Source organism: Spirillospora sp. CA-142024, assembly GCF_050942325.1.
Taxonomy (GTDB): domain Bacteria; phylum Actinomycetota; class Actinomycetes; order Streptosporangiales; family Streptosporangiaceae; genus Spirillospora.
Window position 1 is genome coordinate 3,013,985 of the sequence record NZ_CP192077.1, and the last position, 12,642, is coordinate 3,026,626.

The window sequence follows — 12,642 nt, forward strand, 5'->3', positions numbered from 1 at the left end:
TGCCGGCGGAGCGCGGAGCGTCCGCCGAGCGGCAACCCGATCACAAAGGTCGCCGTCATCCCTTCATAAAGGATGGAACGGATAGCATCGCTGCTACGTCGATAAGGCTGGGCGCCGGGACGGCGTCCGATACGGCATGTGATCTGGGAGGCCCATCGTGCCCGTCAGCCTGAGCAAAGGCGGCAACGTCTCGCTCACCAAGCAGGCCCCCGGCCTGTCCGCGGTGAACGTCGGTCTCGGCTGGGACCTGCGCACCACCACCGGAACGGACTTCGACCTCGACGCCTCCGCGATGGTCCTGGACGCCTCCGGCAAGATCATCACCGATCAGCACTTCGTCTTCTTCAACAACCTGCGCACGCCGGACGGTGCGGTCGAGCACAGCGGCGACAACACCACCGGCGCGGGCGAGGGCGACGACGAGCAGCTCAAGGTCGACTTCGGCGCGATGCCGGGCACGGCCGAGCGGGTCGCCTTCGCGGTGTCGATCTACGACGCCGACAGCCGCGGGCAGAACTTCGGGCAGGTCCGCAACGCCTACATCCGGGTCCTCAACCAGGCCGACGGCACGGAGATGGCGCGCTACGACCTGTCCGAGGACGCCTCGATGGAGACCGCGATGGTCTTCGGAGAGCTGTACCGGAGCGGGACGGAGTGGAAGTTCAGGGCGGTCGGCCAGGGGTACGCGTCCGGTCTGGCGGGCATCGCGGCCGACTTCGGCGTCAACATCTGAACAGGCTCATCAGGAAAGGACTGGCCCGAACATGGGAGTCTCACTCGCCAAGGGCGGCAATGTTTCACTGAGCAAGGCCGCCCCCAACCTCACCGCTGTCACCGTCGCCCTCGGCTGGGACGTCCGCGCCACCACCGGCGCCGACTTCGACCTGGACGCGTCCGCGCTGATGCTCGCGAGCACCGGCAAGGTCATGTCCGACCAGCACTTCGTGTTCTTCAACAACCTGAAGAGCCCGGACGGCTCGGTCGAGCACACCGGCGACAACCTGACCGGTGAGGGCGAGGGCGACGACGAGTCGATCCACGTCAACCTCACCGCGGTGCCCGCCCCGTGCGACCGCATCGTGTTCCCCGTCTCGATCTACGACGCGGACAACCGGCAGCAGAGCTTCGGGCAGGTCCGCAACGCCTACATCCGGATCGTCAACCGGACGGACAACAACGAGCTCGCCCGCTTCGACCTCACCGAGGACGCGTCCACCGAGACGGCCATGGTCTTCGGCGAGCTGTACCGGCACAACGGCGAATGGAAGTTCAGGGCCGTCGGCCAGGGGTACGCCTCCGGTCTCGCCGGCATCGCGATGGACTTCGGCGTCAACGTCGGCTGACCGCCGGCCCCCGCACCCCGGCCGCCCCGCCCGGCCGTCCTCTCTAGCAGAAATACGCGCATGATTCTTCGCACCTTCGGGTGGTCCTTCGGCGTCACGGTCGTCGGCCTGCTCATCGCCCTGCTCTACGACGGGCCGACCGGGCTCGCCCTGGTCGCCGTGCTGGCCGTACTCGAGATCTCGCTGTCCTTCGACAACGCCGTGGTGAACGCCAAGGTGCTCGACCGGATGAGCGCCTTCTGGCAGAAGATCTTCCTCACCGTCGGCATCGCGATCGCGGTGTTCGGCATGCGGCTGGTGTTCCCGCTGCTGATCGTCGGGATCACCGCCAAGCTGAGCCCCTACGAGGCGTTCGACCTGGCGCTCAACGACTCGCACCGCTACCACCAGCTGATGAACGACGCGTACCCGATGATCGCGGCGTTCGGCGGCATGTTCCTGATGATGCTGTTCCTGGACTTCGTGTTCGAGGAACGCGCCGACAAGTGGCTGCCGTGGCTGGAGCGGCCGCTCGCCCGCATCGGCAAGCTGGACCAGCTGTCGGTCGTCGTCGCGGGCGGCGCGCTGGCGTTCGTGTCGTGGCTGTCGGCCGACGACCCGGGCAACGTCATGATCGCGGGCGTGCTCGGCATGGTGACCTACATCCTGGTCAACGGGCTCGGCGAGCTGTTCTCCGAGGCGAGCGAGGACGACGACGAGGACGACGAGGACGGCGGGGAGGCCGGGGAGGCCGGGGAGAGCGGCGGGCGCTCGGGTCCGAGCTCGCTGGCGCTGGCCACCGGCAAGGCGGGGTTCTTCCTCTTCCTGTACCTGGAGGTGCTGGACGCCTCGTTCAGCTTCGACGGCGTCATCGGCGCGTTCGCGATCAGCACCGACCCGATCGTCATCGCGCTGGGCCTCGGCATCGGCGCCATGTACATCCGGTCGCTGACGGTGTTCCTGGTCCGCAAGGGCACCCTGCACGAGTACATCTACCTGGAGCACGGCGCGCACTGGGCGATCGGGGCCCTCGCGGTGTGCATGCTGGTCAGCATCGGCCACCACGTGCCCGAGTGGATCACCGGCGGGCTCGGCGCCGGCCTGATCATCGCCGCGTTCGCCAGTTCCGTGTTCCGCAACCGGAACGAGGACTCGGACTCCTCGGGCGCGGCGTCGGGCGGAGACAAGCAGCTGCACTCCAGCAACGTCTGACCGGCGAATTCCCCCCACCCCGCGACACACATCGATCACCAAAGGAGCCGACGATGTCGATCTCGCTGCAGAAGGGGCAGAAGGTCTCGCTGGCCAAGCCGGGCGGGGGCACGCTCACCCGGGTCAAGATGGGCCTCGGCTGGGACGCCGTCGCCAAGAAGGGCATGTTCGGCAAGAGCAAGACGCAGTCCATCGACCTGGACGCGTCCTGCCTGCTGTTCGACGCCGGCGGGAACCTCTCCGACCAGGTGTGGTTCCGGCAGCTGCGCAGCAAGGACGGGTCCGTCCAGCACACCGGCGACAACCTGACCGGCGCGGGGGAGGGCGACGACGAGGTCATCAACGTCGACCTGCAGAGCATCCCGGCCAACGTCACCCAGCTCGTGTTCACGGTCAACTCGTTCACCGGCCAGGACTTCTCCCAGATCGCGAACGCGTTCTGCCGGCTGGTGGACGAGAGCACCGGCCAGGAGATCGCGCGCTACGACCTGAGCGGCGCCGGGCAGCACAGCGCGCAGATCATGGCCAAGGTGTCGCGGGACGGCCAGGGCTGGTCGATGACCGCGATCGGCGCGACCGCGACCGGGCGCACGTTCCAGCACCTGCTGCCGGCCGTGTCGACCCACCTGTGATCCGGGACGTCTGACAGGTCGCCCATGCGGCATTTCGACCACATCGACGCCGCGCGTCGCAAGCACCTGTTCTACCGGCATCCGCGCCCGTTCGGACGCCATGACGACCCGGCGGTGCTGGCGGTGGCGCTCGGCGCGACGCTGTACTGCCCCGCCACGCGACCCGGCCTCGCCGCCGACATCGGGCGGGCCGCGCGGCGGGGCGTGATGAGCATGGTCGTGTGCCTGGAGGACGCGATCGGCGACGACGAGGTCGGGACGGGGGAGGCCAACCTCGTCGCGCAGCTGCGGACGCTGCGCGAGCGCGGCGGGGACGTGCCGCTGCTGTTCGTCCGGGTCCGCGACCCCCGGCAGATCGCCGACCTGGTCGCCCGGCTCGGCGACGCCGCCGAGCTGGTCACCGGGTTCGTGCTGCCGAAGTTCACCGCGACGGGCGGTGGAGCGTTCCTGGACGCGCTGGAGGACGCGGCCGCCCGCTCCGGGCGCCGGCTCCTGGCGATGCCGGTGATCGAGAGCCCGGAGGCGGTGTACGCCGAGACGCGCGCGGAGATGCTGTACGACGTGGCGCGGCTGCTCGCCAAGCACCGGTCGCGGATCCTCGCGGTCCGGCTCGGCGCGACCGACATGTCCGCCGCCTACGGGCTGCGCCGTCCGCCCGACCTGACGATCTACGACATCGGACCGGTCGCGGGCGTCATCTGCGACGTGGTCAACATCCTCGGCCGCGCCGACGGCACCGGATACGTCGTGACCGGACCCGTCTGGGAGTACTTCTCGCAGGGGGAGCGGATGTTCAAGCCGCAGCTGCGGCAGTCGCCGTTCGACCGGCAGCGGGCCGCGCCGCTGCGGCAGCGGCTGATCACCTCCGACCTGGACGGGCTGATCCGCGAGGTGCACCTGGACAAGGCGAACGGCCTCACCGGCAAGACCGTGATCCATCCGAGCCATGTGGCGGCCGTGCACGCCCTGTCGGTGGTGACGCACGAGGAGTACTGCGACGCCGCCGACATCCTCGGTGTCACCGGGGGCGGGGCGATGGCCAGTTCGTACGCCAACAAGATGAACGAGGCCAAGCCGCACCGGGCGTGGGCCCAGCGGCTGATGCTGCGCGCCCGGGTGTTCGGGGTGGCCGCGGAAGGCGTCACGTTCGTCGAGCTGCTGGAAGCGGCGGACATCCGGTGACCGGCTCCTGGGTCGCGTCCCGTCTCGGCGTACGCCTCACCGACGGCGCCGGCCCCGGCGGTGCCGGGCTCTCGGCTCTTGTCGGGCTCGCCGTGCGCCGCAACCCGAAGCGGGCGCATCTGCTGGTCTCCGCCGTGCTGGGCAAGCATGTCCCGACCGATCCGCGGCTTGTGTACGGGTCGGGATTGTTGCTGGGCGAGCTTGTGCGCGCGTGCCTGCGAGGGGAGGAGCCATCCCATCCCGGTTCGCTTCTCCTGGACGGTTTGCATGGTGTTCCGGGGGCGGCCTCCGCTCTTCGCGATCTCATGCGCGCACCTCAGGCACCCGTGGACGCGATCGTGCTGGGCTATGCCGAGACCGCCACGGCCTTGGGGCATTCGGTCGCGGACGCTCTGGGCGGCGCCTACTACCTGCACTCCACGAGGCGTCCCGTTGAAGGATTCGTCACCTATGGCGGGTTCGAGGAGGAGCACAGTCACGCCACCAGCCATCTGCTGCTGCCTGGCGACGCGACCGCGTTCGACCGTGATGCCCCGGTGGTTCTGGTGGACGACGAGCTCTCCACCGGCCGGACGGTGCTGAACACCATCGAGGCTCTGCATGCCGTCCGTCCCAGGAGCCATTACGTTCTGGCGGCCCTGGTCGACTTGCGCGACGCTGCCGATCGGGCCCGCATGGACGCGCTCGCCGCCCGGCTGGGTGCCCGCATTGACGCGGTGGCGTTGGCGGGAGGGCATGTCGAGCTTCCGGACGGCATCCTGGAAGCGGGGAAGAAACTCGTCGCCGGAATCCCTTCAGATGTGCCGGAGGACTTCGGCCCACGGTTCGAGGTCTCCCGGGTCGGGCTGGAATGGCCCGCCGGATTGCCGGATGGGGGGCGCCACGGCTTCCTGCCCGAGCACCGGGCGCGGCTGGAGAAGGACTTGGAGCGGATGGGCGACGTTCTCACGGCGGGGCTCGACGGAGCCTCCCGCGTCCTCGTGCTCGGTTTCGAGGAGCTGATGTACGCGCCGCTGCGTCTCGCTGAGGCGCTCGCAGACGCGCTGCCGTACGTCGACGTCCGCTACTCGACGACGACGCGTTCACCCGTCCTGGCCGTGGACGACCCTGGCTATGCGATCCGCACGCGGCTCGACTTCCCATCGCATGACGATCCCTCTGACGGGCCAGGGGAGCGGTACGCCTACAACGTCGCTCCTGGAGCCGGTCAACCCGGGTTCGATCGGATCGTGTTCGTCGTGGACGACGTCGGCGACACCTCGGCCCTCGCTCACGGGCTCTTGGAACGGCTGCGCGCGCTTGCGCCGGTTCTGGTCGCGACCGTCCCCGCCTATGGGAGGTGTGCGTGAAGCCGCTGTACGGGCCGTCCTTTGGCAGCTACCCGGCGGAGGACGTCACGTGGCTGCTCAAGGACCTCTCCCATGTGCGGCTCGAAGCGCCCACAGAGGAGCGTGAGGCGGCGATCCAGTCGGGCCGGGCGCACTACGCCGAGTCGCTTCCGGTCGAGTACCAGCCGGGCCCCGAGTACCGGCGGCTGTTCCACGAGGCGCTGGAGGCGTCCGCCGAACGGCTCGCCTACGCGACCGGGCTGGTCACCGAGATGATCCTCGCCGAGCGCGGACCGGGCACCGTCCTGGTGTCGCTGGCGAGGGCCGGGACGCCGGTCGGGATCCTGATGCGCCGCTGGGCGAGGTTCGTCCACGGCCTCGACCTCCCGCACTACGCGGTCAGCATCGTGCGCGGGCGCGGCATCGACACCGTGGCGCTGCGATATCTCGCCGGGCGCCACGACCCGGCGTCCGTGATGTTCGTGGACGGCTGGACGGGCAAGGGCGCCATCACGCGCGAGCTCACCGCCGCCCTGGCATCGCATCCGTTCCCGCCCGATCTGGCGGTGCTGGCCGATCCGGGGCGGTGCACGTCCCTCTACGGCACGCGGGACGACTTCCTGATCCCCTCCGCCTGCCTCAACTCGACCGTGTCGGGCCTGGTGAGCCGCACGGTCCTGAACGACTCCCTGATCGGGCCCGGCGACTTCCACGGCGCGAAGTTCTATGCCGAACTGGCCCCGGACGACGTGTCGGCCGTTTTCCTCGACACCGTGTGCGCGCGGTTCCCGGACGTGGCCGAGCGCGTGGCGAAGGACCTGCCCGGGTTCCGCGCGGCCGGCCGCGCGCCCGACTGGTCGGGGTGGGAGGCCGTCCGGCGCTGCGCCGAGGCGGAAGGGATCGACGACCTGAACCTCGTCAAGCCCGGGATCGGGGAGACCACGCGGGTGCTGCTGCGGCGGGTCCCATGGAAGGTGCTCGTGCGGGCCGACGCCGGACCCGAGGTGACGCACATCAGGCTGCTCGCCGGCGAACGCGGTGTGCCCGTCCAGGAAGTGGAGCCCGGCAGGTTCCCCTATGCGTGCATGGGGTTGATACACCCGCGGTTCGGCAAGGGGGCCGTCCAGTGACCGTCCTCGTGTGCTGCGATCTGGACCGCACGCTCATCTACTCCGCCGCCGCCTTCGGCCTGGACGGGCCGGACGAGACGATGCCGCGCCTGCTGTGCGTGGAGTTCTACCAGGGCGCGCCGCTCTCCTACCTGACCGAGCCGGCCGCGCGCACGCTGGAAGCCCTCTCGACGGCGGCCACGTTCGTCCCGACGACGACCCGCACACCCGAGCAGTACCGGCGCGTGCATCTGCTGGAGAAGCCGCCCTCGTACGCCATCTGCGCGAACGGCGGCCACCTCCTCGTGGACGGCGAGGACGACCCGGAATGGGCGGCGACCGTCCGGAACCGGGTCTCGGACGGGTGCGCGCCGCTCGCGGACGTCCAGGACCACCTCACCCGTGTCTCCGGCGACTTCGTGCTGAAGCGGCGCACCGCGTCCGGCCTGTTCGCCTACACGGTCGTGGACCGCGCCTCGCTGCCGTCCGGGTGGGTCGAGGACCTCACCGGATGGTGCGCCGAACGCGGCTGGCGGACGTCACTGCAGGGCCGGAAGGTGTACTGCCTGCCCGCCTGCCTGTCCAAGGCCGCCGCCGCAGAGGAGGTCGCCCGCCGCACCGGCGCGTCCACGATGCTCGCCGCCGGCGACTCGCTCCTGGACATCGAGCTCCTCGAAGCCGCCGCCCGGTCGATCCGCCCCGCCCACGGCGAACTGCACGACACCGGCTGGACGTCCCCGGACACCGCCGTCACCGCCGCACGCGGCATCGCCGCCGGCGAGGAGATCGCCCATTGGCTCTTGGAACGCGCGGCCGCACCGTAAATAATCACTAACCAAGGTAGTCGTCGGTTGAGAACCGACGCCGCTCCAGGGGTCGCCGTGGCCGCCATCTGAGGCGACAATCACGGTGAACCCTTCTCTCGCTCAGGAGGAGGTCACCTGGACCACATGAGCTCCCGTCTGACCGGCGACGAGACCGCGCTGTGGAAGGCCGCGGCGCGGGTGCTCGACGCGAACTGGACCGGGACCGCCACCGCCGCGTCGCCAGGCCTCTACCCGCACCAGTGGAGCTGGGACTCGGCCTTCATCAGCATGGGGCTCGCCCGCCACCGCCGCGACCGCGCCGAGGCCGAACTCCTCTCCCTGTTCCGCGGCCAGTGGGCGGACGGGATGCTTCCCCACATCGTGTTCAACACGAGCCTCGACCGGCACGCCTTCTTCCCCGGCCCGGAACTGTGGTGCAGCGAACGGCAGCCGGACGCGCCGCGCGGCGTCCACACCTCCGGCCTCACCCAGCCGCCGCTGCACGCGCTCACGGCCCTCCGCCTGCACGAATGCGCCGCCGACGGCGAGGGCAGCCGGGCCTTCCTCGCCCGCCTGTACCCGATGCTGGCCGCCCAGCACCGCTACCTCGCCCGCTGCCGCGACCTCGGCGCCGGCGGCCTCGTCGCCATCTGCCACCCGTGGGAGTCCGGCCTCGACAACAGCCCCGCCTGGGACCGCCCCCTCGGCGCCCTGCAGCTCCCGCCGTCCTCCTACGCGCCCGGCCTCCGCCCCCACACGCTGCCGAACGGCGAGGACTACGACCGCTACGTGCGGCTCGTCGCGCTCATGCGGGAGGCGGGCTACCGGCCCGGCTACTTCCGCGACACGCACCCCTTCGCCGTCGAGGATCCCCTCGTCAACGCCACATACCTGGCGTCCACCCACGCCCTCGCCGACATCGCCCGGATCGTCGGCGCCGACCCCGTCCCGCACCGCGAACGCGCCGAGCGCGTCCACCAGGCCATGCTCGACCGGCTCTGGGACCCCGAGACCGGCTGCTTCCGCGCCCGCGACCTGCGCGACGACCGGCTGCTCCCCGTCATCACCGTCGGCGCGTTCGGCCCGCTCCTGGACCCCGAACTGCCCGCCCCGATCGTCCGCAGCCTCGTCGACCTGCTGCTGTCCGCCCGGTTCGCCGGCGCCGCCGGCTACCCCGTCCCCACCTGCGACATCCAGGCGCCCGCCTTCGACCGCGGCGGATACTGGCGCGGCCCCACCTGGATCAGCACGAACTGGCTCGTCTGGTACGGCGCCCTCGGCCACGGGCTCCCCGTCGTCGCCGACCTGCTCTACGGCTCCACCATGCGGCTCGTCCGCCAGTCCGGCTTCCGCGAGTTCTTCGACCCGTTCGACGGCACCGGACGCGGCAGCCACGACTACGCCTGGTCGGCCGCCCTCGTCCTCGACCTCCTCGGGGCCCGGCGCGCCCCGCAGGCCGCCTGATCGCCTACCGTTGAGGCCATGCGCCTACTCCGGGGCCCCCTGCCCGCCGCGGTCCGCGGCACGCTCGCGCTGGAACGCGGCGAGCGCGTCCTCGCCGCGGCCCCCACCCGCGGCGGCTCCCACGTCGTCGCCACCGTCACCGCGCTGCACGTCCCGACCCCGTCCGGCGGCTTCGCCCGCGTCCCCTGGGAACGCGTCGACCACGCCACCTGGAAGGACGGCTGGCTGCACGTCAAGGAGACCTCCGGGGGCACCGAGCACCACGTGCGCCTCACCGACCCGGGCTCCGTGCCGGAGACAGTCCGGGAACGCGTCACCGCCACCATCGCCGTCACCCACCAGGCGGTGCTACCCGGCGGCGGAAAGGTCCGCATCGCCGGCCGGCGCCCCGCCGCGGGGGGCGACGTGCGCTGGACGTTCGTCTTCGACGCCGGGCTCGACCCCACCGACCCGGGCCTGCGCGCCCAGGCCGAGCAGGTCCTTGAGGACCTGCGCCGCCAGACCGGCCTCTAACCGGGATACACCGGCGGCTGCTCCTCGTCCGACACCTTGTGCCGCCCCGGCATCTGCTCCGGCACCCGCTCCTTCAACTGCCCGGCCTTGCCGCGCGCCGCCCCGGCGAACTCCTCGCCCTTCGACCGCAGCATCCCCGCGGCCTCCTGCACGTTCGGGTTCTCCGACACCTGCTTCGACAACCGCTTCATCTGCTCGTACCGCTCACGCCCGGCCCGCGTCCCGAAGACGTAGCCGATCGCGGCGCCTGCCATGAACATCATGCGGGTCTTCATGTCCAACTCCCACTGACGGCGGAATCGTGACACCCCCATACCCGCCAGCGCCGCCCCCACCCATAACGGTGCGCGAACAGCCCCGGACATGCGCTAACCTAGACCCGCCGGCAGGGGCCACGACCCCACCGGACGCACGATCCCGCGTAGCTCAATCGGCAGAGCAGCCGGCTGTTAACCGGCAGGTTATTGGTTCGAGTCCAATCGCGGGAGCGAGGCGGCTTCGCCTGCTCAGCGAGCTTCGCTCGCTTTCGCCGGGGCCCGCAGTGTCTACCCGGGGGGCGACCCCCGGACCCCCGATGTGGGGGCTCCGCCCCCACGCCCCCTCCCGGTTGCCGCTCAGGGGCAGGCTCCGCTCCGATCGTGGGCAGGGGCCCTTCGTGCTTCCCGGGGAGGGGAGCCAGTCGCCTACTCATCACGAAAAATGCGTCCATCGCTTCGGCACCTTTGCATGATCATCGGCCGTAGTTGCTTGCGGGGGTGGTCGGAGCGTCAGGCAGGTCAGATGCCGATCGTACAGATCGTGATTTATGCCTTTATCGGTTCCAGGACGGTCGGTGCGTGCGGCGGGGTGGAATTGGGCGGACGACGAACCCTGCCTTCAGGGTGGCTCTGGGGGCCACACGTCTGAGGGCATCGAAGGCCACATGGGGTCATTAACAGCCGTGAGGCGGCATGAGATGCCCATTGGCTGAGCCGCTGGGGCGGCGCGATGTTCCTCGTGGGCTCAACGGCGTGAAGAGGGCCCGGCGATGGGGCCGGGCCCTCGGTGAGGAGCGAGCCGATTCGGGCCTGGTCAGTTCTGGCGGGTGAACCTGCCGGAGAAGCCCCAGCCGAGGCCGATGAGGACCGCGCCCGCGGCGGCGACGACGCCGAGGGCGTCCACGTCGAGGACTGCGAGGAGTGCGATGGCGAGGCCGTACACGATGGTGAGGACGAAGAGGGCCTGCCGGACGGGGCTCTTGTTCATGGTCACGATGATCCTGTGACGTGGAGGGCAGTACTATCCACCGGTCGGTGGACACGGGGGCGGGTGATCGGGGCATGACCGGTGATCCGGGGGTGGCGCGGGCGGAGAACGTCTGGCAGCGCTCGTATCCGTTCTGGGACGCCTACTTCGCGATGGTGCTCGTCGGGACCATCGCCGCGACGGCCGCCGACGAGGTGCCGCCGGGCAGGCGGGCCGCGGCGATCGCGTTGCTCGTCCTGCTGAGCCTGGTGTACGTGGCGATCGGCCGGAAGGCGCTGCGGTCGCAGGAGGTGCCGCGGCCCGGGTGCAGGATCTACGCGGTCGCGCTGATCTGCATGTTCGTCCCCGCGACGCTGATCGCGCCGGTGACGGCGACGGGACTGGCCGCGCTGGCGCCGCAGGTCTACATGATGTACGGGACGGCCCGCGGCTTCGCGCTGATGTCCGTGCTGTTCTCCGGGCCGGTCGGGCTCGCGCTGGCGGCGTCCGGGGCGGGACGGGCGGTGACGGTCGTGATCATCACGGCGGCGCTCGCGTGCAGCGTTCTGCTCGCCGTGTTCATCGGACGGCTCGGCCGGCAGAACCGCGAGCGGATGCGCCTGATCGAGGAGCTGGACCGGACGCGGGACGAGCTGGCCGGCGTCAGCCGGGAGGCGGGCGTGCTCGCCGAGCGCGAGCGGCTGGCCCGCGACATCCACGACACGATCGCGCAGGGGTTCACGTCCATCACGATGCTGCTGCAGGCGGCGGAGGCGGAGGTCGGCCCGAACCGGCATCTGGAGCTCGCCGCCCGGGCGGCGCGGGAGAACCTGGCCGAGACGCGCGGCCTGGTCGCGGCGCTGGCGCCGCCCGCGCTGGACGGCGGTTCGCTCGTGGAGGCGCTGCGGAAGATGGCCCGTGACTTCGACCTTCCCGTCGATCTGGCCGTGGAGGGGGAGCCGCGGCCACTGGACGCGGTGGAGGTCGTCCTGCTGCGGGTGGCGCAGGAGGCGCTCGCGAACGTCCGGAAGCATTCGGGGGCGGGGTCGGTGCGGGTGTCGCTGGTCTACGGCGACCCGGTGCGGCTGACCGTCGCCGACGACGGGTGCGGGTTCGAGCCGGGTGAGGCCGGCCGGGGGTTCGGGCTGCGCGGGATGCGGAGCCGGGTCGAGCAGGCCGGCGGGACGTTCGCGGTCACGGGCGGGGACGGCACGAGGGTCGAGGTGGCGGTGCCGTGCTCCGCGTCATGATCGTCGACGATCATCCGATCGTCCGGGAGGGGCTGCGGGGGATGCTCGCGGCGGAGGCGGACATCGAGGTGGCGGCGGAGGCCGCGTCCGGTGACGAGGCCGTCGCGGTGGTCCCGATCGTCGGTCCCGACGTCATCCTGATGGATCTGCGGATGCCGTCCGGGGACGGGGTGAGCGCGATCGAGCGGCTGCCCGGGCACCGGATCCTCGTGCTGACGACGTTCCACGACGACGCCGGCATCGTCCGGGCGATCGAGGCCGGCGCAGCCGGCTACCTGCTCAAGGACGCCTCGCGGGCCGACCTCGCCGCGGCGGTCAGGGACGTCGCGGCCGGCCGGCGGGTGCTGTCGCCGGAGGTGTCGGCCCGGCTGGCGGCGGCGAGCGAGGCGGCGCCGCCGCCCGTCCTGTCGGCGCGGGAGTCGCAGGTGCTCGCCCTGGTCGCGGAGGGCCTCACCAACGCCGAGATCGGCGGGCGCCTCTACATCGGCCAGGCGACGGTGAAGACGCACCTGCTGCGGATCTTCGGCAAGCTCGGCGTCTCGGACCGGACGGCGGCGGTGATGGCCGCGCTGGAGCACGGCATCCTGCCGGCGCCGTGAC

General features: G+C 71.1%; 14 protein-coding genes and 1 tRNA gene. 13 read left to right on the top strand and 2 right to left on the bottom strand.

The window, feature by feature from the left end; genetic code table 11:
- Nucleotides 1-157: 157 nt before the first annotated feature.
- The 10 genes from ACQPZP_RS14660 (at nucleotide 158) to ACQPZP_RS14705 (ending at nucleotide 9,568) form a co-directional block, all read left to right on the top strand.
- Entirely contained in the window at nucleotides 158-733 is a 576-nt protein-coding gene (locus ACQPZP_RS14660) for a TerD family protein (RefSeq protein WP_433478159.1), read from the top strand.
- Between the two features lie 31 nt (nucleotides 734-764).
- On the top strand, nucleotides 765-1,343 hold the full coding sequence (locus ACQPZP_RS14665) for a TerD family protein (RefSeq protein ID WP_433478160.1): 579 nt from the start codon (nucleotides 765-767) through the stop codon (nucleotides 1,341-1,343).
- A 60-nt stretch (nucleotides 1,344-1,403) separates the two neighbouring features.
- Entirely contained in the window at nucleotides 1,404-2,534 is a 1,131-nt protein-coding gene (locus tag ACQPZP_RS14670) for a DUF475 domain-containing protein (RefSeq protein ID WP_433478161.1), read from the top strand.
- A 53-nt stretch (nucleotides 2,535-2,587) separates the two neighbouring features.
- The gene (locus tag ACQPZP_RS14675) at nucleotides 2,588-3,166 is read left to right on the top strand and encodes a TerD family protein (RefSeq protein ID WP_433478162.1); all 579 of its coding nucleotides are present in this window, start codon (nucleotides 2,588-2,590) and stop codon (nucleotides 3,164-3,166) included.
- A 24-nt stretch (nucleotides 3,167-3,190) separates the two neighbouring features.
- A complete protein-coding gene (locus ACQPZP_RS14680) occupies nucleotides 3,191-4,348 on the top strand; it encodes an HpcH/HpaI aldolase/citrate lyase family protein (RefSeq protein ID WP_433478163.1) in 1,158 nt (385 codons plus the stop codon).
- On the top strand, nucleotides 4,345-5,697 hold the full coding sequence (locus ACQPZP_RS14685; RefSeq protein WP_433478164.1) for a phosphoribosyltransferase family protein: 1,353 nt from the start codon (nucleotides 4,345-4,347) through the stop codon (nucleotides 5,695-5,697). Before ACQPZP_RS14680 ends, ACQPZP_RS14685 begins: the two co-directional genes overlap by 4 nt.
- Nucleotides 5,694-6,806, top strand: coding sequence for a cysteine protease StiP family protein (locus tag ACQPZP_RS14690; RefSeq protein ID WP_433478165.1), 1,113 nt, complete (start codon nucleotides 5,694-5,696; stop codon nucleotides 6,804-6,806). Before ACQPZP_RS14685 ends, ACQPZP_RS14690 begins: the two co-directional genes overlap by 4 nt.
- Nucleotides 6,803-7,609, top strand: coding sequence for an HAD family hydrolase (locus ACQPZP_RS14695; RefSeq protein WP_433478166.1), 807 nt, complete (start codon nucleotides 6,803-6,805; stop codon nucleotides 7,607-7,609). Before ACQPZP_RS14690 ends, ACQPZP_RS14695 begins: the two co-directional genes overlap by 4 nt.
- A gap of 126 nt (nucleotides 7,610-7,735) precedes the next feature.
- The gene (locus ACQPZP_RS14700) at nucleotides 7,736-9,055 is read left to right on the top strand and encodes an amylo-alpha-1,6-glucosidase (RefSeq protein WP_433478167.1); all 1,320 of its coding nucleotides are present in this window, start codon (nucleotides 7,736-7,738) and stop codon (nucleotides 9,053-9,055) included.
- Nucleotides 9,056-9,073: 18 nt separating this feature from the next.
- A complete protein-coding gene (locus tag ACQPZP_RS14705) occupies nucleotides 9,074-9,568 on the top strand; it encodes a hypothetical protein (protein WP_433478168.1) in 495 nt (164 codons plus the stop codon).
- Here the strand turns inward: ACQPZP_RS14705 and ACQPZP_RS14710 are convergent.
- Nucleotides 9,565-9,843: a YtxH domain-containing protein gene (locus ACQPZP_RS14710; RefSeq protein WP_433478169.1), complete on the bottom strand. Its 279-nt coding sequence runs from the start codon at nucleotides 9,841-9,843 to the stop codon at nucleotides 9,565-9,567. The two genes, ACQPZP_RS14705 and ACQPZP_RS14710, sit on opposite strands and share 4 nt — an antisense overlap.
- Before the next feature lie 140 nt (nucleotides 9,844-9,983).
- Between ACQPZP_RS14710 and ACQPZP_RS14715 the strand changes: the two genes are divergently transcribed.
- A tRNA-Asn gene (locus ACQPZP_RS14715) sits at nucleotides 9,984-10,056 on the top strand.
- Between the two features lie 583 nt (nucleotides 10,057-10,639).
- Here the strand turns inward: ACQPZP_RS14715 and ACQPZP_RS14720 are convergent.
- Nucleotides 10,640-10,813 (bottom strand): hypothetical protein, encoded by a 174-nt coding sequence (locus ACQPZP_RS14720; RefSeq protein WP_433478170.1) that lies wholly within the window; start codon nucleotides 10,811-10,813, stop codon nucleotides 10,640-10,642.
- A 74-nt stretch (nucleotides 10,814-10,887) separates the two neighbouring features.
- On the opposite strand from ACQPZP_RS14720, the gene ACQPZP_RS14725 reads away from it, so the two are divergent.
- Entirely contained in the window at nucleotides 10,888-12,042 is a 1,155-nt protein-coding gene (locus ACQPZP_RS14725) for a sensor histidine kinase (protein ID WP_433478171.1), read from the top strand.
- Nucleotides 12,027-12,641, top strand: coding sequence for a response regulator transcription factor (locus ACQPZP_RS14730; RefSeq protein ID WP_433478172.1), 615 nt, complete (start codon nucleotides 12,027-12,029; stop codon nucleotides 12,639-12,641). The genes ACQPZP_RS14725 and ACQPZP_RS14730 overlap by 16 nt, the downstream gene beginning before the upstream one ends.
- The last annotated feature ends 1 nt before the right edge of the window (nucleotide 12,642 follow it).